The organism is Vibrio sp. MMH1-50, from assembly GCF_022347645.1.
Taxonomy (GTDB): Bacteria; Pseudomonadota; Gammaproteobacteria; order Enterobacterales; family Vibrionaceae; genus Vibrio; species Vibrio harveyi.
The window spans coordinates 1-19,925 of record NZ_JAKRGG010000041.1; the positions used below are offsets into that span (position 1 = coordinate 1).

The following is a 19,925-nucleotide window of genomic DNA, read 5'->3' on the forward strand; positions in this document are numbered from 1 at the left end:
CGATTCTTGATTTAGAGTGACTAGATCTTTAAATCGTCGCCGCGTCTACAAACCAAGTCATTCTCGCTGAACCTAGCATCTCGAGGTTACTTGGGTATATTATTTCAGTCTCGAAAACAAATGTTGCAATTTATTGCTTAACCTTGTTTTTATCGCGGATAGACTATATCTATAACGCAACGGAGCACGAAACTAAGCGGAATCAGCTTTTCAAGCGTTCTGTTACTTATAAAAACCTGTTCCATATAATAATCCGTTTAAAAAACATCTGTTTTAAAAAACGATAAGCTTCCTCGGAGAAAAGTAATGAAGCGAATTATGTTATTCCTAGCAACTAACCTAGCTGTTGTGCTAGTGCTTAGTGTTGTTCTGAATATTGTTTACGCTGTAACTGGAATGCAACCAGGCAGTCTATCTGGTCTACTTGTGATGGCTGCTGTATTTGGTTTTGGTGGCGCATTTATTTCGTTAATGATGTCTAAGGGCATGGCACTGCGTTCTGTGGGTGGCATGGTCATCGAAAGTCCTCGTAACGAAACAGAGCATTGGCTTCTTGAAACGGTTGGACGTCAAGCTCAGCAAGCTGGCATTGGTATGCCAACTGTTGCAATTTATGATTCTGCGGACATCAACGCATTCGCAACGGGTGCAAAACGCGACGATTCATTGGTTGCAGTTTCTACCGGTCTGCTACACAACATGACCCGTGATGAAGCAGAAGCGGTATTGGCGCACGAAGTTAGCCACATCGCTAATGGTGACATGGTAACGATGACGCTAATGCAAGGCGTGGTGAATACGTTTGTTATCTTCCTATCTCGCTTTATCGCAAATATTGTTGCTTCTAACGATGATGAGGAAGGTCAAGGTACCAACATGATGGTTTACTTTGGTGTATCTATGGTACTTGAACTGGTATTCGGGTTCCTAGCAAGTTTCTTAACCATGTGGTACAGCCGCCATCGTGAATTCCACGCAGACGCCGGGGCTGCTCAATTAGTCGGTAAAGAGAAGATGATCGCAGCACTAGAGCGCTTGAAGATGAGCCACGAATCTCAACTAGATGGCACTATGATGGCATTTGGTATTAACGGTAAGCGCTCGATGACAGAACTTCTAATGAGCCACCCACCGTTAGATAAACGTATTGCAGCGCTACGTAGCCAACAATACTAATCACGTTGTAAGCTAACAGTTCAACTTACTGCTAGTTAAAATTTTGAAAAGGCTTGGTTTTTTAACCAAGCCTTTTTTTGTGTCTGTTGATCTCTGCTGTACTTCATCACGTATCACTGTTCAGAAACAAAGTTATACAAAAATATTTTTGTACAACTTTTCATGATTAGTCTATCTTGTACATATGATATTTTTGTACAACTTTTGATGTGGTATAGGAGCAAAGGAATGGACATTCAGTCAGTTGGCAACATATATCAGAAGTTGAGTAAAGCAAACTTGCATTTGCTTGAAGGGGTTTACCACCGAGATGTGGTGTTTGAAGATGCAGCCCATCGATTAGAAGGGTGGCCTGCACTTTCCGATTACTTTCAGTCCTTATACACCAATGTCATTCGCTGTGACTTCGTTATCCATGACCATCAACAAGTCGGAGAAACTGGGTTTCTCACTTGGACGATGGATTTACAACATCCTAAGCTTCAAAAGGGTGCGCCGATATCTGTAAATGGTGTATCCCACCTTAAGTTTTGTGAAGGGCAAGTCATTTACCATCGTGATTATTTTGATTTGGGTGAAATGCTCTACGAGAACCTACCGCTCCTAGGTTCTGTCGTCAAAACCATTAAACAGAGGTTAGGGCAATGAGTGGCTCAGTACTTATCACCGGGGCAACTTCAGGCATTGGCAAACAGCTCGCCTTGGATTATGCCAATGAAGGTTGGAAAGTGATTGCATGTGGTCGTAACGAAGCTGTATTGGCTGAGCTAGAAAAAGGTTCAACCAACATGTCGACTTTACGCTTCGACGTGACTCAGTACGACGAAACAATTCAAGCTCTCTCTCAACTGCCGTTTATCCCTGAAACTTGGATTTTCAATGCCGGTGACTGTGAATACATGAATGATGGCATTGTTGATGCGCAACTCATGGCGCGTGTTATGAACGTTAACGTCGTTGGTGTGGCCAATTGTGTCGAAGCGTGTCAGGGGCAATTTGAACGTGGGCATCGCGTCGTAATTGTCGGGTCAATCGCGTCAGAGGTCGCATTGCCTCGTGCTGAAGCCTACGGCGCTTCAAAAGCAGCCGTCAGTTACTTTGCACGTACGCTAGCCGTCGATTTGAAGAAGAAAGGTATCAAAGTGGTGACGGTGTTCCCTGGCTTTGTCGAAACGCCACTTACTGACAAAAACACGTTTGACATGCCGATGATTGTTTCTGTCAATCAGGCTTCAGCTGCGATTCGAAAACAGTTGGATGCCAACAAAAGCCATATTTATTTCCCGGCGAGATTCACCGGTGTTCTGCGTTTTATCTCGTTGCTTCCGTATAGCTGGCAAGCTCGGCTTACCTCAAAACTCGCATCATAAGAAGGAAGAATCATGAATACGGCAGGAAGAAAAAAAATCGCCATCGTAGGTACAGGGATATCTGGTCTCACATGTGGCTATTACTTACATAAAGAACATGACGTGACGTTGTTTGAAGCGAATGATTACGTTGGTGGTCATACGGCGACTGTTGATGTCAGTCTTGATGGTAAAGAGTATGCAATCGACACTGGGTTTATCGTATACAACGATCGTACATACCCAAACTTCATAGAAATGATGGATGAGATTGGCGTTGAAGGCATTCCTACTCAGATGAGCTTCAGCGTCAGAAACGATGGTAATGGATTGGAATACAACGGACACACTGTATCGACATTGTTTGCTCAAAAACGAAATTGGGCAAATCCAAAGTTCTATCGTTTTATTTTTGAAATCCTTCGCTTCAACAAACTGGCTAAAAGCTTTGCCAATGAACAGTTAACTAATAACCAGACGTTGGGAGCGTTTCTGGATGAGCACAAATTCAGTGCTTTCTTTACCGACAACTACATCTTGCCGATGGGCGCTGCAATTTGGTCGTCGACACTAGCGGATATGCGTGCATTCCCGCTTATGTTTTTCTTACGCTTCTTCCTCAACCACGGTTTGTTGGATATTACAAATCGCCCACAATGGTACGTGGTTAAAGGTGGCTCTCGCTCTTACATTACGCCTCTAACGAAAGGCTATGCCAATGATATTCGTCTAAACAGCCCTGTAGAGAAAGTTGTCCGAACTGAAAATGGCGTAGGTGTTCAGGTTCATGGAGAAACACATTGGTTTGATGACGTTATCTTCGCTTGTCACAGTGATCAAGCAATGAGAATGCTAGGAGATATCAGCCAAACCGAGCAGGAAATTCTAGGGGATATGACCTATCAAGCAAACGAGGTTGTACTGCATACAGACACCCGTTTACTCCCAAAACGTAAGGCCGCGTGGGCGTCATGGAATTATCTGCTAGAAGGCAGTGAAGATGAGCAGCAACGACTTCCTTCGCTTACTTACAACATGAATATCCTTCAGCATGTCCAGTCTGAGCATACTTTCTGTGTCACTTTGAACAGTACGGAACAAATCGACCCAAACAAAATCCTACGCTCATTCACTTATCATCACCCTGTGTTTACGACGGAGTCTATCGCTGCACAGCAACGTAAAGACGAAGTGCAAGGTATACAAGGCACATGGTTCTGCGGTGCTTATTGGTACAACGGTTTCCATGAAGATGGTGTCCGTAGCGCACTCGATGTTGTTCAAGGGCTAGAAGAAAAGTACCGCGAGCAAAATGTGGTTCCTTTTGAAAAAGGCGCGGCATGATATGGATAGTCAGATGAACAGCAGATTATTTATAGGTAACGTCCGTCACCGTCGCTTTACGCCTATAAAGCATGAGTTGAATTACTCACTATTTATGCCAGCCATCGACGTGGACGAGCTCGAAGCGTTAGAGAAAAAAGTATGGGGCTTTGGTTCGCGATGGTGGCATTGGGCACGTTTTAAGCGCAGTGATTATATCGGTGGTAAAGGGTGCGTAAAATCTGCGGTTCAAGACAAACTGGAAGCGCTAGCTGGTGTTCGTTTGACCGGTAAAGTGATAGCGGTTTGTCACTTACGTTATCTAGGGCTCTATTTCAGTCCGGTCAATTTCTACTACGTTTATAACAAAGAAGGGGAATGGAAGTACCTTCTAGCAGAGGTGAGCAACACACCTTGGAATGAACGTCATTATTATGCGGTAGCAGCGGACGAGCAAGATGAAGAGTTTGGGTGGGAGCAGAACAAAGCATTTCATGTTTCTCCTTTCAACCCAATCGACCAACTGTACCGATGGAAAATCAAACCTTTAACAGACAAGCTGAATATTCATTTGGAATGCCATAAAGGCGAAAAACATTTTGATGCGACTATGGCTATGAAAGCCAAGCCCTTTTCAAGTAATGCCTTGTTGAAATGCTTGATCGTTACGCCGATTCAAACGGTAAAAGTAATGGTTGGTATTTATTGGCACGCACTGAAATTGTGGATTAAAGGCGCACCTTTTTACTCACATCCAAAATACGCTCAATCCAGTAAGGGCGAAGCAAACCATGTGGGTGAAGACAAGAAAAATAATAAGCATAAGGAGAACTCTGCATGTTAAATACAACTTCTATCGCAATGCCGCGTGAATTAACAACAACGCAAAAAGCGGCCCGTGGAGTTCTTTTCCAGTGTCTGCAAAAGATGGAGATTGGATGCTTAACGGTCATTGAGAGCTTCAAGACAGAAACGACTGAGCGTAGCGAACGTTTTTCAACACCCAATGGTGAGCATAACGGAGAACCCGTTGCTGCAACTATTGAAGTTAAGCATCCGGGGTTCTACTCCCGAATTCTACAGGGCGGCAGTATCGCTGCGGGTGAAGCCTATATGGATGGGTGGTGGGATAGTCCAGATCTGACAGCATTGATGAAGCTAATGGCGCTTAACATGCGAGCGCTGGATAAGCTTGAAGAGCAGGGCAGCTGGATAACGAGGCTGTTATATAAGGTGAGCCATTGGACAAATCGCAATTCGCAAGAAAATTCGCGCAAAAACATTCACGCTCATTACGATTTAGGCAACAATTTGTATGAAGCATTTCTTGATACGAATATGCTGTACTCGTCGGCCCTGTACAACCAAGTGGATGACTCATTAGAGCAGGCGCAAATCAATAAGATGGAACGCCTGTGTCAACAACTTGAGCTCAAATCTAGCGACCATGTCATTGAAATTGGTACCGGTTGGGGCGCAATGGCGATTTATATGGCTGAGCAGTATGGCTGTCGAGTGACCACGACAACCATTTCTGAAGAACAGTATGCCTACGCTGAACAGAAGATAAATGAGCGTGGTTTGACCGACAAAATCACCTTGCTTAAAGAAGATTACCGAAACTTAACGGGGTCTTATGACAAGCTTGTTTCTATTGAGATGATAGAAGCCGTGGGTAAGCAATTTTTACCTTCTTATATCAAGAAGTGTGAGTCCCTGCTAAAGTCGGGTGGTTTGATGGCTATCCAAGCGATTACTATTGCCGATCAGCGTTACGATTACTACAGCAACAATGTCGACTTCATTCAGAAATACATTTTCCCTGGCGGTTTTTTACCTTCGGTAACGTCACTCACCCAAGCAACAACTAAACACAGTGACCTGGTGACGCGAGACTTGTTTGATATTGGGTTGGATTACGCCAAGACGCTTAACGAATGGCACCACCGCTTTAATCAATCAGAGCATGACGTGCGTGCGTTTGGTTACGATGATCGCTTTGTACGTATGTGGCGATACTATCTAAGTTACTGTGAAGGTGGGTTTCTAGCTCGCACGATCAGTGCGGTTCATATGACGTTTCAGCGCCCGTAGTTCGTCATGAAAGTGTTTTTAGCGTCAACTTGGTTCCAACTATGCTGGTTTTTAGCTGTGCTTGGAACCTATCAGTGGCAGTCGCTGACCTTAATACTTACATTGCTGACCATAGTACATTGTTGGAGAGTGGAGCCCTCCGCTCTCAAACGTATCGCAATGGTTGTCTTTGTGGGTTTGGTGCTAGACACACTCAATAAGCAATTTTCTGTCTTTATATTTCCGACCACGTGGTTACCCTTATGGCTCACATGTTTGTGGGTTCTGTTCTCTTGGTACGCTTATCAACTTAAGTCAATTTTGCACCGTTTCCCCAAAATTTACGTATCAATAGTAGGTGGTCTCGGAGGCACAGCCAGCTACTTTGCCGGTTGTAAGCTTGAGGCTGTCGAGTTTGGTTTCAGCGTTAGCGCGACACTAGCGATTTTGTTCGTTGAATGGTGTTTGATGATGCTATTGATACTCAAGGTGTACGGAAATGAAAAGTTGGAAGATAAATTGGAAACGGAAACTGATTAGCAGTGTAATAGTCGCCTCCCTATTCTGTGCGGTGCCTTTGCAAGCGCAAAGTGTGACGAGTACAAACGGAGTAACAAATAGCGATTGGCAGCAATGGCAAACTGTCGGCGAAGCGCAGCTCACTTGGTTCGTGTTTGATATCTATAAATCTCGCTTAAAAGCGCCTGAGGGCATATATATGGTGTCCGGTGATATTTCTCCCCATCCATTTGCTCTCGAGATTAACTATCAGCGCGATATCAGTAGAGACCAGCTACTTGATGTGACCGACGAACAATGGCAAAAGCTGGGTTTTACTCAGGCTTATCGCCAGCAGTGGATTTCTGAATTGAACACTATGTTTCCTGACATCAAGAAAGGCGATGAGCTTACCTACCTTACCGATGGTAAAAATGGTCAACTGATTTATCGTCAAGCAGGCAGTAAACCTTACCAGACGGTTGGTTATGTGAATGATGAGCGCCTCAATGATGCCTTTCTTTCAATTTGGTTATCACCACAGACGGAATTCCCCAAACTTCGTAAACAACTGATTGGGCAGGTGAGGCAGTGAAAATAATAAAACGAATGATCAAAACATCGGTTGTCGCTGCTGCAACGTTACTCGGCGCATGTTCGGCTGACATAGATAATTACCAGGCGTCCTCACCGGCTTTTGATCTATTTGGCTACTTTGAAGGCGATGTCAAAGCGTGGGGGATGGTTCAAGATTACACCGAGAAGCAAACTCGCCGCTTTGAAGTCGATATTGTTGGAACGGTTGAAGGCAATGAGTTAACGCTGGTGGAAGACTTTGTCTTTGACGATGGTGAACTTGACCAGCGAATCTGGGTCATTACCAAACTTGCAGACGGTACTTATCAGGGGAAAGCGGATGATATTATTGGTGTCGCTACGGGCAAAGAGGTAGGAAACGCTCTGCAATGGCAGTACGATTTTGAGCTAAAAATGGATGATTCAACTATCACGGTTTCATTTGATGACTGGCTCTACCGCCAAGACGAAATGCACGTGTTTAATCTTACTAAGATCAAGAAGTTTGGGATCGAAGTAGGGACGATTACTCTGTTTTTTCAGAGGCAATAAAATTGCTGGTAATGCTGGTAATGCTGGTCTTCGAGATTCGAGAACGCTTCGCTTCATTAATAGAGCCTTATCCATTATTCCGAATCACTGCGCTGCATAGGTTGCAGTTCGTTCCCCTAAAATAAAGAAAGGGTTGACGCTTTCACGTCAACCCTCTTTATTATTCGATTCTCTTACAGCTTGTCTGTCAACTCAATTGCTTGACCGATGTAGTTCGCTGGTGTCATCTCTTTAAGTCGCGCTTTCTCGTGCTCAGGAAGCTCAAGACCGTCGATGAAGTTACGCATTGCTTCACCATCTACACGCTTACCACGAGTCAGTTCTTTTAGTTTCTCGTAAGGCTTCTCGATGCCGTAACGACGCATTACTGTTTGTACTGGTTCTGCCAGTACTTCCCAGTTCTTGTCTAGTTCAGCAAGAAGTGCTTCGCGGTTTACTTCTAGCTTGCTGATGCCTTTAAGCGTAGAAGTGTAAGCGATAATTGCGTAGCCAACACCAACACCAAGGTTACGTAGAACTGTTGAGTCAGTTAGGTCACGTTGCCAACGAGAGATAGGTAGTTTCTGTGCTAGGTGACCGAATACAGCGTTCGCAAGACCTAGGTTACCTTCTGAGTTTTCAAAGTCGATTGGGTTAACTTTGTGAGGCATTGTTGAAGAGCCAATCTCACCAGCAATGGTTTTTTGCTTGAAGTGACCTAGTGCGATGTAACCCCAAACGTCACGGTCGAAGTCAATCAGGATAGTGTTGAAACGAGCGATAGCGTCGAACAGTTCAGCGATGTAATCGTGCGGTTCGATCTGAGTTGTGTAAGGGTTCCAAGTTACGCCTAGAGACTCTGTGATGAACTCTTCAGAGAACTTGTGCCAATCTAGCTCTGGGTAAGCAGAAAGGTGTGCGTTGTAGTTACCTACTGCACCGTTGATTTTCGCTAGGATCTCAACGTTTTCGATTTGTTTGAATTGACGCTCCATACGGTACGCCACGTTTGCCATTTCTTTACCCATTGTTGATGGAGAAGCTGGCTGACCGTGTGTACGAGATAGAAGAGGAATGTCGCGGTATTCCACTGCTAGCGCTTTGATAGCGTCGATTAGGTTACGGATTTCTGGAAGAATCACGTTCTCACGCGCTTCTTTAAGCATAAGAGCGTGTGAAGTGTTGTTGATGTCTTCAGAAGTACATGCAAAGTGGAAGAACTCGTTTACTGCGTGCAGTTCAGGAACGTCTGCTACTTTCTCTTTTAGGAAGTACTCAACCGCTTTAACGTCGTGGTTAGTTGTACGCTCGATCTCTTTGATTCGGCGTGCATCTTCTTCAGAGAAGTTTGCAGCAAGGTCGTCTAGGAATTGGTTTGCTTCTGCGCTAAACGCTGGCACTTCTGCAATTTCAGCAGTAGCAGCAAGCTTTTGTAGCCAGCGGATTTCAACGATAGTACGGTACTTTAGTAGACCGTATTCACTGAAAATTTCGCGTAACGCAATTGTCTTGCTTCCGTAACGGCCGTCTACTGGTGAAACAGCAGTCAATGCTGACAGTTCCATGATGTTCTCCTGAATTGGGTTTCTAAATTTCGTGAGCTTTATACCAATAACTGTGGCAATTGTCACGAATATTGCGCAAACGTTTGCGCGAGATTTGTTTTGATCGAAAAAAATGAGCTCGCGATAAACGCGAGCTGCTTACTTGATACCTTATTACATTCGAGCAAGAAGGATTTGTGCTTGCTCTACCATCTTCTTGCGTCCGAAGATCAGGTGGCGACGTTTACCGCCAACTTGACGCCAGAGTACTGCGCTACGAATACCCGATAACAACAACGCACGAACTTTGTGCTGGTTAGCGGTTTGTTGCAGTACAGATGGAGTACCAGTTACTTGAATACGAGGACCAATAGGGCTGACTACATCCAAGTAAATGCTCGCTAGGTTGCTGATCATTTGATCATCTAGCAATTCAAAATGTTCCGTTTGACGCTGAGCCATTTGAATGCGGTCACCAAGTTGTGACATTGCATCGTTACGACCCGATAGCTTGCGCTCTAATGCCATTAGGCTGATGATGTAGCGAGTGACTTCACTTCCAGATGGGGTGCTATCAATCCCTTTCACCAAGCATTCAAGACCCAGCTTAAGGTCGGCTTCGCGACCGAAAACACCGATGGTGTTGGCTGGGCTAGTATTCAAAATGGCGTTAATTGACGTTTCAAAGGCATCTTGATCACAATGTCCGTCTCTCGCTACCTGTTGAACCAAAGCAACAGCTTGGCAGATACCTGCAAAAGCGATAGTACGGTCATAAAGTGTATTCGCCACGTAACGACTCCTAAGCTTGAGAATATTTAATGCGTTGCTCGATGATGCCGCCACCAAGGCACACGTCATCTTTATAGAACACGGCTGATTGACCTGGCGTTACAGCAATTTGTGGCTCGTCAAAGATCACTTTAATGTTTTCATCATCGATAGGGATGATTGTACAAGGAATATCTTCCTGACGGTAACGAGTTTTCACTGTGCACTTCATAACATCGCGAATTGGCTCACGATCTACCCAGTGAAGTTGTGATGCAAGTAGACCTTCTGATTTCAGCATTGGGTGGTCTTTACCTTGAACCGCAATCAAAACGTTACGTTCTAGATCTTTCTCACCAACAAACCATGGGTCTTCGTTACCGCCACCGCCTTTACGACCACCGATATGAAGACCTTTGCGTTGACCTAATGTGTGGTACATCAAACCTTGATGCTGACCGATCACTTCGCCTTCTGGCGTTTCGATATTACCCGGTTGAGCAGGAAGGTAACGACCTAGGAATTCCGTAAACTTACGTTCACCGATGAAACAGATTCCGGTAGAATCTTTCTTCTTCGCTGTGATCAGGTCTTGCTCTTCTGCGATACGGCGCACTTCTGGCTTCTCTAAATCACCAACAGGGAATAGGCTACGTGCAATCTGCTCGTGGCTTAATGTGTATAGGAAGTAGCTCTGGTCTTTGTTGCCATCTAGACCACGTAGCATTTGTGGTTTTTCCTGTTCTTCCCCAGGTAAAGCGTCTTCTGGGAAAGAGCGGCGTACGTAGTGACCCATTGCGATGTAATCTGCATCAAGCACTTCATCCGCAAATTCTAGAAATGCTTTGAATTTGATTTCTTTGTTACAAAGAATGTCTGGGTTTGGTGTACGACCTGCTTTGTATTCCGCAAGGAAGTATTCAAATACATTATCCCAGTATTCAGCAGCAAAGTTGATAGTGTGTAGGTGGATGCCTAGCTTGTCACATACTGCTTGCGCATCAGCAAGATCTTCTGCTGCTGTACAATATTCTTCGTTGTCATCTTCTTCCCAGTTCTTCATGAACAGGCCTTCTACTTGGTAGCCTTGTTGCTTTAGAAGATACGCAGAAACAGATGAATCAACGCCGCCGGACATACCGACGATGACTTTCTTTTGGCTGTTATCAGACATTACTAAACACCACTAAAATTAACGGGACGCAGATTCTACCAGAATCCACTGACCGGTGACAGATCCGAGATCGAAATCACACTTCGATTTTGGCTTAAATTTATCCAAATGCGAACGTGAGTATTAAATTCGATAAGTATAGAAGGGTTATATATGGCATAGTTGGCAAAAATCCAAGAGGAAAAATCAAATGACTGAAGAAAACCAATTTATGCAAGAAGCTGAGTTGATTGAAATTGTTGAAAATCAACTTGAAGATGGTAATCCACTTAAGGTGAAAGAAACGCTGATGCGTCTAATGATGACAGGCACACCACGTGAAGATGCGGTGGCGATGATGGCGTGTGCTATGTCTATTGAGATTTTTGACGTAATGAAGAACGGTGGGGAGTTCGACCCTAAGCGTTACAGTGAACACCTCGAACAACTGCCAGATCTTGGTTTCATGGAAGGCGAATAGGGCGATTGAAAGAAAAAAGCGGACTGCAAACGTTTGCTATAATTGCCTTTATTGCTGCTTTAATGACGGCGGTATAGAATCCGTTCTCCTTTTCATCCCCTTACTCAGACTAACAATATGAAATTTCCTGGACAACGCAAATCGAAGCACTATTTTCCTGTTCATGCTCGTGACCCATTGGTGAGCCAAGCACAAGAAAGCAAAAAGATGACGCGCACTCACATCATCGGCATTGACCAAACGCTGGTTGATATTGAAGCGAAAGTTACAACGGATGTGATTGAAAAGTACGGTTTGAGTAAAGGACACTCGTTGGTAATTGATGACGCGACTGCAGAAGCGCTATACCAACAGCTAAAAGAAGAATGCTTAATTACCAATGAGTATGCTGGTGGCACAATTGGTAACACGCTACACAACTATTCTGTATTAGCGGATGACCGTTCAACGCTTTTGGGTGTAATGAGTCAGGACATCAAAATTGGTAGCTACGGTTACCGCTACCTATGTAACACTTCTAGCCGTATGGACCTGAACTACCTACAAGGTGTTGAAGGTGCCATCGGTCGCTGTTTCGCTCTGATTACAGAAGATGGTGAACGTACTTTCGCAATCAGTGAAGGTCAAATGAACCAACTTCACCCAGACAACATCCCTGAGAAAATCTTCAGGAGCGCGTCTGCGTTAGTACTGACTGCTTACCTAGTTCGTTGTAAAGAAGGCGACCCAATGCCGGAAGCAACGATGCGTGCAATTGAATACGCGAAGAAACATGATGTTCCTGTGGTACTAACACTAGGAACTAAATTTGTTATTCAAGATGACCCAACATTCTGGCAAGAATTTATTCGTGACAATGTATCCGTTGTTGCAATGAATGAAGACGAAGCGGAAGCGCTAACGGGCGAATCTGATCCGCTAGCGGCGTCGGATAAGACGCTTGAGTGGGCTGACCTTGTGTTATGTACAGCAGGTCCTGTTGGTCTATTTATGGCAGGTTATACAGAAGAAAGCGCGAAGCGTGAAACGTCGTTGCCGCTGCTTCCTGGTTCTATTGCCGAATTCAACCGTTTTGAATTTAGCCGACCTGCAAAGAAAGACTCATGTGAAAATGCAATCAAAGTATATTCACATATCTCCCCATACATGGGTGGCCCAGAAAAAATTAAAAATACTAATGGTGCAGGTGATGCAGCATTGTCAGCAGTACTTCACGATATGGCTGCAAATAAATACCACAAAGAAAATGTGCCTAACTCTAGCAAGCACAGCAATGAGTATTTAACTTACTCTTCATTCTCTCAAGTTTGTAAATACGCAAACCGCGCGAGTTACGAAGTGTTAGTGCAGCATTCACCACGTCTTTCTCGTGGTCTTCCTGAGCGCGAAGATAGTTTAGAAGAAGCATACTGGGAACGTTAATAGATTCTGTTGAATTAACCAACTTCTCACATACGCAAAAAATGGCGCATTCAAAATGCGCCATTTTTGTATCTATTTACAGAAAAATAAAAAAGGCTCCCATAGGGAACCTTTTTAAAATTTCATAAATCTATTCTTAGATTAGGAAATCATCTAGAGATTTACCTGCATCTAGTTGCTCTTGGATTGCAGAAGGTGTACGACCTTGACCTGTCCAAGTTTTCTCTTCACCGCTTACGTCAGTGTATTTGTATTTAGCAGGGCGAGGAGCACGTTTAGTTTTTGCTTTAGTTTTTGTTTCACCAGCAAGTGCACTAATTAGCGCTTCAACATCGATACCGTCTTGAGCGATTTGCTCAGCGATAGCAGCCAGTTTAGCTTCTTGCTCAGCTTGTGCTGCGCGGTCTGCTTCTTCTGCTTCTTGACGCTCTTGAACAACGATAGTTAGTTTATCTAGAGCTTCTTCCAATTGTTCTAGAGTCAGCTCACGAGAAAATGCACGAAGGCTACGGATATTTAGAAGTGTTTTAGTCAGCTCTGACATGACGATTCCTATTAATAGGTTAAAAGATTCTACATCGCTTATCGATAAGATAAATTAAATGTGAATCTAGAAATAAACATAGAGTCCTTATATTTAACTTTATCTTTCTGATATGTGCAAATGCTAATTCATGATTTAGATTAAATTTCTTTAGTTTTTTCGGGTTCTAACAATATTAATTAATCAATTTGAAATTTAATTAGCCACTTCAGACAATTTTTACTTAATAGATACGGTCTTTTTCTCGATCGCTATCATGTTTATTTATAGCTTGAATTAAATTTCCCTTTTTCTGACAGAAAAGGATTAGATGGCAAATGCTATCACTGTCATATTTCATTCATTTATTGTTGCACGTAAAACTATGGCGTATTTAATAGTAGTAATAAAGTTTCATAATGGACAAGGTTGAAGTGATTGCAGTTGCGCAATGTATGATTTGGTCACATTTCATTTATAAATCGAAATCGCGATTATTTATTCATTTAATTTAGTTTGATGTGTTGCAATGGGAGGCTTCATAGGTACAATGACAACCACCTGATGCAATATTGCAGATAAATTGTTGTTAATTTGTACGATTAACGGTTAATTGTTTGTTATTGCCGTAGAGGTGCAGTCTCGAAGAGTAGCTATTATTGGGGTGATGCCAATGAATAATAGTGGAAGGCGAAGATTGCCGAAGTAAGTGGGGCTATCGAAACCACTTGCTGGGGTTGTCTCTGAAAGGAACAACACTGCCATAGTATATTTACATTAAACTATGGAGCGCTACTGTAGGGTTGGGTGAAGTGTTCGCTTCCCTGTCGCTAAGTTCAACATGAGCACGTACCGTATGCTACGTGACTTGTCTGCAGTAGATCTCTAGCCAAACTTTGGTTTTTGAAGATCATGAATTTAATAGATTTTGCACATTCTCCTGTTTCGTTATTACCGCCTATTGTCGCGCTGACGCTGGCGATTCTAACTCGACGTGTTTTAGTTTCTCTTGGTGTTGGTATCGTACTAGGTGCGGTACTTCTTAACGATTGGTCTATCGGTAATACGGTAGGTTATGTTAGTTCTCAAGTTTCTTCTGTCTTTATTGAAGACGGTGGTATCAATACTTGGAACATGAGTATTGTTGGCTTCCTTATTCTTTTAGGTATGACAACAGCGTTGTTAACACTTTCTGGTGGTACTCGTGCTTTCGCTGAATGGGCGCAAACACGCGTAAAAAGTAAACGTGGCTCTAAACTTCTTGCAGCTTTCCTTGGCGTATTCATTTTTGTCGACGATTACTTTAACAGTCTTGCTGTTGGTGCGATCTCTCGTCCAGTAACTGACCGCTTTTACGTCTCTCGCGCTAAGCTAGCGTACATCTTAGACTCCACAGCAGCACCTATGTGTGTGATCATGCCAGCATCAAGCTGGGGTGCATACATCATTACTATTATCGGTGGTATCTTGGTGTCACATGGCATCACAGAATATTCTGCACTAGGCGCTTATGTTCGCCTTATCCCAATGAACTTCTACGCTGTGTTTGCTCTGCTAATGGTATTCGCAGTGGCGTGGTTTGGTTTGGATATTGGTAAGATGCGTGATCACGAAATCGCGGCGTCTCAAGGCCGTGGTTTCGATAAAGATAAAGAAAATGATACTCAAGAAGCGCATGAGCTAAATGAAGAGCTAGATATCCGTGAAAGTGAGAAGGGTAAGGTTTCTGACCTAGTTCTTCCAATCGTTACGCTTATTGTGGCAACGATTGCTTCAATGCTTTACACCGGTGGTCAAGCACTAGCAGCAGATGGCAAAGAATTTGCTTTGTTAGGTGCGTTTGAGAATACTGATGTTGGTACTTCTCTAATTTACGGTAGCTTACTTGGTCTTGCTGTCGCGCTATTTACGGTGCTGAAGCAAGGTTTACCAATGGTTGAGATTGCACGTACGCTTTGGATTGGTGCTAAATCAATGTTTGGTGCAATCCTAATCCTAGTGTTTGCTTGGACTATCGGTTCTGTTATCGGTGACATGAAGACAGGTTCTTACCTATCTACAATGGCACAAGGCAACATCAACCCACACTGGCTGCCAGTTATCCTATTCTTGCTGTCTGGTCTAATGGCGTTCTCGACAGGCACTTCATGGGGTACGTTCGGTATCATGCTACCAATCGCGGGCGATATGGCGGGCGCAACAGATGTAGCGCTTATGCTACCAATGCTAAGTGCGGTTCTTGCTGGTGCGGTATTCGGTGACCATTGTTCTCCAATCTCAGATACGACTATCTTGTCATCGACTGGTGCACGTTGTAACCATATCGATCACGTATCAACTCAGTTACCTTATGCATTATCAGTCGCGCTTGTTTCATGTGTAGGCTTTATTGCTCTTGGTATGACGGCTTCAATTGCGTTCTCTTTCATCGCAGCATCGATTACATTCGTTATCGTTTGTGCGATTTTGTCATGGCTTTCAAAGTCAAAAATGGCATCTTGTCAAAACGCGTAAGTTGCTTTTATACAAGCTTATAAAGAGGAAGCTCCGCTATTTCTAGCGGAGCTTTTTTTTATACGCGATTTATGGTGAGGGGGGCAAATCGCGTTTTTGGGGATATTTTGTCTAGAAGACTGATATGAATAAGGCAAATAGCATGCCGAACTCAACTTGTTGAATTGTAAGTTTTTTTATTTTAAGGAATGGACGCCATTGTCTAACTGATTGATAAACAAGAATTCACCTGTTACACAGTGTTACGTTACAGTTTATCAAGGCTCGAAGTTCAACGGGATCAGACGGGTAGGTTATATTTTTTAATTAAGCGATAGAGTGTGGTTCTGGAGATCCCCAAATGTCTCGCAGCGGCACTCATGTTGTGCTTGTTGTCTTCAATCGCTTTTAGTAGATAATCCAAATCTATTTGTTCGACAGAAGGAAGAAGTTGCCTCTCACTGGTATCTAAACCGAGATCTGCAACATGTAGAGTGTTGTTTTCGCACATAACAATCGCTCTTTGGATCACATTACGAAGCTCTCTTACGTTTCCGGGCCACTTGTGCTTCATTAGCTTGTTTCTAACTTCTGTTGATAGCCCTTGAGACCTTTTATTGGTAAGAGAACTCAAGAAGTATTCTGATAATGTCAGAATGTCTTTGCCACGCTTCCGTAGGGGGGGAATAGTAAGTGGCAGAATATTGAGTCTGTAGAACAGATCCTCGCGAAACGTTCCCTGTATTACTTCATTTTTTAGATCTACGTGACTTGCTGCTATCACACGGCAGTCTACGTCGATGATATTGTCTGCACCCACTTTATGTATTTGCTTACTCTCAAGGAAATGGAGTAAATGTATTTGTAATTCTGGCGGCATATCGCCAATCTCATCGAGAAATAGGGTGCCTCGATTTGCTTTCTGAATAAATCCAATCCTATCGGAGATAGCTCCTGTAAATGCGCCTTTTTCATGACCAAAAAGCTCAGATGCAATCAGTCCACTCGGAATTGCTCCACAATTTACTTCGACAAATGGGAATGAATGCCTGTTGGACAGCTCATGGATGATACGAGCACACATTCCTTTTCCGACCCCTGTTTCACCTTGAATAAGCACCTCAGCGTCGCATCGTGCGTATTTTTTGAGCTTGTTACGAAGTTCATTGATGCACGCACTGTTCCCTATTAAAGGAACCAATGGATCTGCATCTGCCGAATGTCGTTTTAACGTAGTGTCGATTTTTTGCACTTTGATGACTCTTTACTTTTATGCCCCAAAGGAAAGTTTAGTAATGAATGATGTCTCAAATTTGAATCAAGCGTTTCGTTATTGAGACTTTTGTTGCTTGTCGCATTGATGGAATTTTAAACGTTTGTTTTTGCGAGATTTGAGGCTACTAGTTTTTTTATAACAAATTGGTGGTATAAATGAGCTGAATTTGTGTTTCTTTGATGATTGAAATGAAAATAAAGAATAATAATATCAAATGGTTAGTAAAAACATTAGGAAAAGTGCAAATTCGTTGTTGAAAAAAAATTAATCCTTCGTTAGTGTGGTCATTAACGAAGCAACATAATCGAGCCTTAAATAAGTATGCGTAATTTTGTAATGAAAATTCATCACCATCATCACCCAGCCTAGTCTTTCGGGAGATGCACGCATACCCGGGAGATAGGAAACTCCCGGAGGTGAAAATCAAAGTGAAAACAGATTTCAAACCCTCGGGAGACCAACATCTCTCGAGGGTTTTTTAGTTTTACTGGTTTATAAAATATTTTAATTACCGAATCTGGCACAGGGATAAAGCAATGCAAACACAACGCTTAAGAATTGCAATTCAGAAAAAAGGTCGTCTAAGCAAAGAGAGCCAAGCTCTACTTAAAAAATGTGGCGTGAAGTTCAATGTAATGGGTGAGCGCTTAGTTGTTCATTCTGAAAATATGCCAATTGATTTGCTTTTGGTTCGTGACGACGATATTCCAGGTCTAATTATGGATGGCGTGGTTGACTTGGGCTTTATTGGTGAAAACGAATTAGAAGAAGTTCGTCTTGATCGCAAAGCACTGGGTGAACCGTCTGAATTTGTTCAACTTCGTCGACTTGATTTTGGTGGTTGCCGTTTATCTATCGCGATTGATAAAGACGAAGAGTACAACGGTCCTCAAGACTTAGCTGGAAAACGTATCGCTACAACTTACCCGCAACTGTTAAAAGCTTATATGGATGAAGCGGGTGTTCCATTCTCAACATGTATGTTGACAGGCTCAGTAGAAGTTGCTCCTCGCGCTGGTCTTGCTGATGCCATCGCTGACTTGGTCTCTACAGGTGCAACACTGGAAGCGAACGGTCTTAAAGAAGCTGAAATTATCTTCAAATCAAAAGCGACACTCATTCAACGTACTGGCGAATTCGATGCAGACAAAGTGGCGCTAATCGAAAAACTTCTTACCCGCATGCAAGGCGTACAGCAAGCGAAAGAGTCTAAGTACATCATGTTACACGCACCTGCAGAGAAGCTAGACCAAATCAAAGCTCTACTTCCTGGTGCTGAAGACCCAACGGTATTACCTCTATCTGCTGACAAGCAAAAAGTTGCGGTTCACTTGGTAAGTACTGAAAACCTGTTCTGGGAAACCATGGAACAGCTAAAAGAACTGGGTGCCAGCTCAATTCTAGTACTACCAATTGAAAAAATGATGGAGTAATCGCAATGAGAACAGTCGTATGGCAATCGCTAAGTGAAACGCAGCAAGACTCAATCCTAGAACGTCCTGCAATTACAGAAGGTGCGAATATCACTGCCGCGGTTTCTGAAGTAATCACAAAAGTTCGCAAAGAAGGTGATGCTGCATTATTGGAGCTGACTGAGAAGTTTGACCGAGTGCAGCCGGAATCTATCCGTGTATCAGCTCAAGAAATCGATGAGGCATCAGCGCGTCTTTCTGAAAAAATGAAGAACGCACTGGAGCAAGCGTATGAAAACATTGCTAAGTTTCACAAAGCGCAGAAGCCACAGCCAATCAATGTAGAAACTCAACCGGGTGTAGTCTGTGAACAGGTAACGCGCCCAATTCAAAAAGTGGGTTTGTACATTCCCGGTGGCAGTGCGCCATTGCCATCGACCGTTTTGATGCTTGGGGTTCCTGCAAAAATTGCAGGCTGTCGTAAAGTGGTGCTTTGTTCTCCACCCCCAATTGCTGACGAGATCCTTTATGTAGCAAAACTGTGTGGCATTGATGAAGTGTACAATGTCGGCGGTGGTCAAGCCGTCGCAGCAATGGCTTACGGAACAGAAACCGTATCTAAAGTTGATAAGATCTTTGGTCCAGGTAACGCTTACGTGACAGAAGCAAAACGTCAGGTAAGTAATGATTTCCGTGGTGCAGCGATTGATATGCCAGCGGGCCCATCAGAAGTGCTAGTGATTGCTGATGAAACGGCAGACCCAGATTTCATTGCAGCGGATTTGTTAAGCCAAGCAGAGCACGGTCCTGACTCTCAAGTGGTTCTTGTGACTCCTTCTCCTGTGCTTGCAGATCAAGTGACGGATGCTGTTCAACGTCAGCTTAAAGAGTTGTCTCGTGCGGACATTGCCGAGCAAGCATTAGCTTCAAGTTTGATTATTATTGCTGAGTCTCTGACTCAATCGGTTTCAATCTCAAATTACTACGGTCCTGAGCACTTAATTGTTCAGACGAAGAACCCACGCGAGCTTCTGCCTCTATTAGACAACGCAGGTTCTATTTTCCTTGGTGATTGGTCGCCTGAATCAGCAGGTGACTACGCATCGGGTACTAACCACGTTCTTCCTACTTACGGTTACACACGTACTTATTCAAGCTTAGGCTTGGCGGACTTCTCTAAGCGTATGACGATTCAAGAGCTATCTGCTGATGGCCTAAAGAACCTTGCCCCTACAGTGGTCACTATGGCTGAAGCAGAAGGCTTAGATGCACACAAACGTGCAGTGACTATCCGTGTAGAAAAATTGGCAGCGAAGTAAGAGGA

General features: G+C 43.5%; 19 protein-coding genes, 1 riboswitch and 1 other annotated feature. Of the genes, 14 read left to right on the forward strand and 5 right to left on the reverse strand.

The features are described from left to right. Positions 1-306: 306 nt before the first annotated feature. From htpX to MHO32_RS21850, 9 genes are all read left to right on the forward strand, one after another. A complete protein-coding gene (gene htpX / locus MHO32_RS21810) occupies positions 307-1,176 on the forward strand; it encodes a protease HtpX (protein ID WP_005450788.1) in 870 nt (289 codons plus the stop codon). A 228-nt stretch (positions 1,177-1,404) separates the two neighbouring features. After that, positions 1,405-1,824 carry a nuclear transport factor 2 family protein gene (locus tag MHO32_RS21815; RefSeq protein ID WP_005450787.1) on the forward strand — a complete coding sequence of 140 codons (420 nt, stop codon included), beginning with the start codon at positions 1,405-1,407 and terminating at the stop codon, positions 1,822-1,824. Next, positions 1,821-2,546: an SDR family oxidoreductase gene (locus MHO32_RS21820; protein ID WP_239213914.1), complete on the forward strand. Its 726-nt coding sequence runs from the start codon at positions 1,821-1,823 to the stop codon at positions 2,544-2,546. The genes MHO32_RS21815 and MHO32_RS21820 overlap by 4 nt, the downstream gene beginning before the upstream one ends. Before the next feature lie 12 nt (positions 2,547-2,558). Beyond that, on the forward strand, positions 2,559-3,869 hold the full coding sequence (locus tag MHO32_RS21825) for an NAD(P)/FAD-dependent oxidoreductase (protein ID WP_239213917.1): 1,311 nt from the start codon (positions 2,559-2,561) through the stop codon (positions 3,867-3,869). Position 3,870: 1 nt separating this feature from the next. After that, positions 3,871-4,692: a DUF1365 domain-containing protein gene (locus MHO32_RS21830; protein WP_005450784.1), complete on the forward strand. Its 822-nt coding sequence runs from the start codon at positions 3,871-3,873 to the stop codon at positions 4,690-4,692. Then, complete coding sequence (locus MHO32_RS21835) at positions 4,686-5,942, forward strand: SAM-dependent methyltransferase (RefSeq protein WP_050908586.1); 1,257 nt, start codon at positions 4,686-4,688, stop codon at positions 5,940-5,942. The genes MHO32_RS21830 and MHO32_RS21835 overlap by 7 nt, the downstream gene beginning before the upstream one ends. 6 nt (positions 5,943-5,948) lie before the next feature. After that, entirely contained in the window at positions 5,949-6,461 is a 513-nt protein-coding gene (locus tag MHO32_RS21840) for a DUF2878 domain-containing protein (RefSeq protein WP_239213920.1), read from the forward strand. Further along, positions 6,421-7,014 (forward strand): chalcone isomerase family protein, encoded by a 594-nt coding sequence (locus MHO32_RS21845; RefSeq protein ID WP_239213922.1) that lies wholly within the window; start codon positions 6,421-6,423, stop codon positions 7,012-7,014. Before MHO32_RS21840 ends, MHO32_RS21845 begins: the two co-directional genes overlap by 41 nt. A gap of 14 nt (positions 7,015-7,028) precedes the next feature. Beyond that, positions 7,029-7,547, forward strand: coding sequence for a DUF3833 domain-containing protein (locus tag MHO32_RS21850; protein ID WP_005450780.1), 519 nt, complete (start codon positions 7,029-7,031; stop codon positions 7,545-7,547). A gap of 173 nt (positions 7,548-7,720) precedes the next feature. Here MHO32_RS21850 and purB read toward each other — a convergent pair whose 3' ends face one another. The 3 genes from purB to mnmA form a co-directional block, all read right to left on the reverse strand. Continuing rightward, complete coding sequence (purB, locus tag MHO32_RS21855; RefSeq protein WP_005378198.1) at positions 7,721-9,091, reverse strand: adenylosuccinate lyase; 1,371 nt, start codon at positions 9,089-9,091, stop codon at positions 7,721-7,723. 153 nt (positions 9,092-9,244) lie between these two features. Beyond that, complete coding sequence (gene hflD, locus MHO32_RS21860; protein WP_005450778.1) at positions 9,245-9,862, reverse strand: high frequency lysogenization protein HflD; 618 nt, start codon at positions 9,860-9,862, stop codon at positions 9,245-9,247. A gap of 10 nt (positions 9,863-9,872) precedes the next feature. Next, positions 9,873-11,015 (reverse strand): tRNA 2-thiouridine(34) synthase MnmA, encoded by a 1,143-nt coding sequence (mnmA, locus tag MHO32_RS21865; protein ID WP_005450776.1) that lies wholly within the window; start codon positions 11,013-11,015, stop codon positions 9,873-9,875. A gap of 190 nt (positions 11,016-11,205) precedes the next feature. Between mnmA and MHO32_RS21870 the strand changes: the two genes are divergently transcribed. Beyond that, positions 11,206-11,475, forward strand: a complete 270-nt coding sequence (locus MHO32_RS21870; protein ID WP_239213925.1) for a hypothetical protein — start codon at positions 11,206-11,208, stop codon at positions 11,473-11,475. Between the two features lie 117 nt (positions 11,476-11,592). Then, positions 11,593-12,897 (forward strand): inosine/guanosine kinase, encoded by a 1,305-nt coding sequence (locus tag MHO32_RS21875; protein ID WP_239213928.1) that lies wholly within the window; start codon positions 11,593-11,595, stop codon positions 12,895-12,897. Positions 12,898-13,033: 136 nt separating this feature from the next. On the opposite strand, the gene MHO32_RS21880 is transcribed toward MHO32_RS21875, so the two are convergent. Continuing rightward, positions 13,034-13,441: an H-NS family histone-like protein gene (locus tag MHO32_RS21880; protein ID WP_005450770.1), complete on the reverse strand. Its 408-nt coding sequence runs from the start codon at positions 13,439-13,441 to the stop codon at positions 13,034-13,036. A 600-nt stretch (positions 13,442-14,041) separates the two neighbouring features. Then, a riboswitch (Lysine riboswitch) is annotated at positions 14,042-14,223 on the forward strand. A gap of 109 nt (positions 14,224-14,332) precedes the next feature. Here MHO32_RS21880 and tet(35) point away from each other — a divergent pair. Continuing rightward, positions 14,333-15,934, forward strand: a complete 1,602-nt coding sequence (gene tet(35), locus MHO32_RS21885; RefSeq protein ID WP_047513512.1) for a tetracycline efflux Na+/H+ antiporter family transporter Tet(35) — start codon at positions 14,333-14,335, stop codon at positions 15,932-15,934. A gap of 280 nt (positions 15,935-16,214) precedes the next feature. On the opposite strand, the gene MHO32_RS21890 is transcribed toward tet(35), so the two are convergent. After that, positions 16,215-17,171 (reverse strand): sigma-54 interaction domain-containing protein, encoded by a 957-nt coding sequence (locus MHO32_RS21890; protein WP_199480101.1) that lies wholly within the window; start codon positions 17,169-17,171, stop codon positions 16,215-16,217. Positions 17,172-17,533: 362 nt separating this feature from the next. Beyond that, positions 17,534-17,672 (forward strand) — a sequence feature (His leader region). Positions 17,673-17,725: 53 nt separating this feature from the next. Here MHO32_RS21890 and hisG point away from each other — a divergent pair. After that, on the forward strand, positions 17,726-18,622 hold the full coding sequence (hisG, locus tag MHO32_RS21895) for an ATP phosphoribosyltransferase (protein WP_005450765.1): 897 nt from the start codon (positions 17,726-17,728) through the stop codon (positions 18,620-18,622). Between the two features lie 5 nt (positions 18,623-18,627). Then, positions 18,628-19,920 (forward strand): histidinol dehydrogenase, encoded by a 1,293-nt coding sequence (gene hisD / locus MHO32_RS21900; protein WP_239213931.1) that lies wholly within the window; start codon positions 18,628-18,630, stop codon positions 19,918-19,920. Positions 19,921-19,925: the final 5 nt, after the last annotated feature.

Coding starts and splice junctions, on each gene's coding strand:
- htpX (WP_005450788.1), top strand. CDS start 307: ATGAAGCGAATTATGTTATTCCTAGCAACTAACCTAGCTGTTGTGCTA.
- MHO32_RS21815 (WP_005450787.1), top strand. CDS start 1,405: ATGGACATTCAGTCAGTTGGCAACATATATCAGAAGTTGAGTAAAGCA.
- MHO32_RS21820 (WP_239213914.1), top strand. CDS start 1,821: ATGAGTGGCTCAGTACTTATCACCGGGGCAACTTCAGGCATTGGCAAA.
- MHO32_RS21825 (WP_239213917.1), top strand. CDS start 2,559: ATGAATACGGCAGGAAGAAAAAAAATCGCCATCGTAGGTACAGGGATA.
- MHO32_RS21830 (WP_005450784.1), top strand. CDS start 3,871: ATGGATAGTCAGATGAACAGCAGATTATTTATAGGTAACGTCCGTCAC.
- MHO32_RS21835 (WP_050908586.1), top strand. CDS start 4,686: ATGTTAAATACAACTTCTATCGCAATGCCGCGTGAATTAACAACAACG.
- MHO32_RS21840 (WP_239213920.1), top strand. CDS start 5,949: ATGAAAGTGTTTTTAGCGTCAACTTGGTTCCAACTATGCTGGTTTTTA.
- MHO32_RS21845 (WP_239213922.1), top strand. CDS start 6,421: ATGAAAAGTTGGAAGATAAATTGGAAACGGAAACTGATTAGCAGTGTA.
- MHO32_RS21850 (WP_005450780.1), top strand. CDS start 7,029: ATGATCAAAACATCGGTTGTCGCTGCTGCAACGTTACTCGGCGCATGT.
- purB (WP_005378198.1), bottom strand. CDS start 9,091: ATGGAACTGTCAGCATTGACTGCTGTTTCACCAGTAGACGGCCGTTAC.
- mnmA (WP_005450776.1), bottom strand. CDS start 11,015: ATGTCTGATAACAGCCAAAAGAAAGTCATCGTCGGTATGTCCGGCGGC.
- MHO32_RS21870 (WP_239213925.1), top strand. CDS start 11,206: ATGACTGAAGAAAACCAATTTATGCAAGAAGCTGAGTTGATTGAAATT.
- MHO32_RS21875 (WP_239213928.1), top strand. CDS start 11,593: ATGAAATTTCCTGGACAACGCAAATCGAAGCACTATTTTCCTGTTCAT.
- MHO32_RS21880 (WP_005450770.1), bottom strand. CDS start 13,441: ATGTCAGAGCTGACTAAAACACTTCTAAATATCCGTAGCCTTCGTGCA.
- hisG (WP_005450765.1), top strand. CDS start 17,726: ATGCAAACACAACGCTTAAGAATTGCAATTCAGAAAAAAGGTCGTCTA.
- hisD (WP_239213931.1), top strand. CDS start 18,628: ATGAGAACAGTCGTATGGCAATCGCTAAGTGAAACGCAGCAAGACTCA.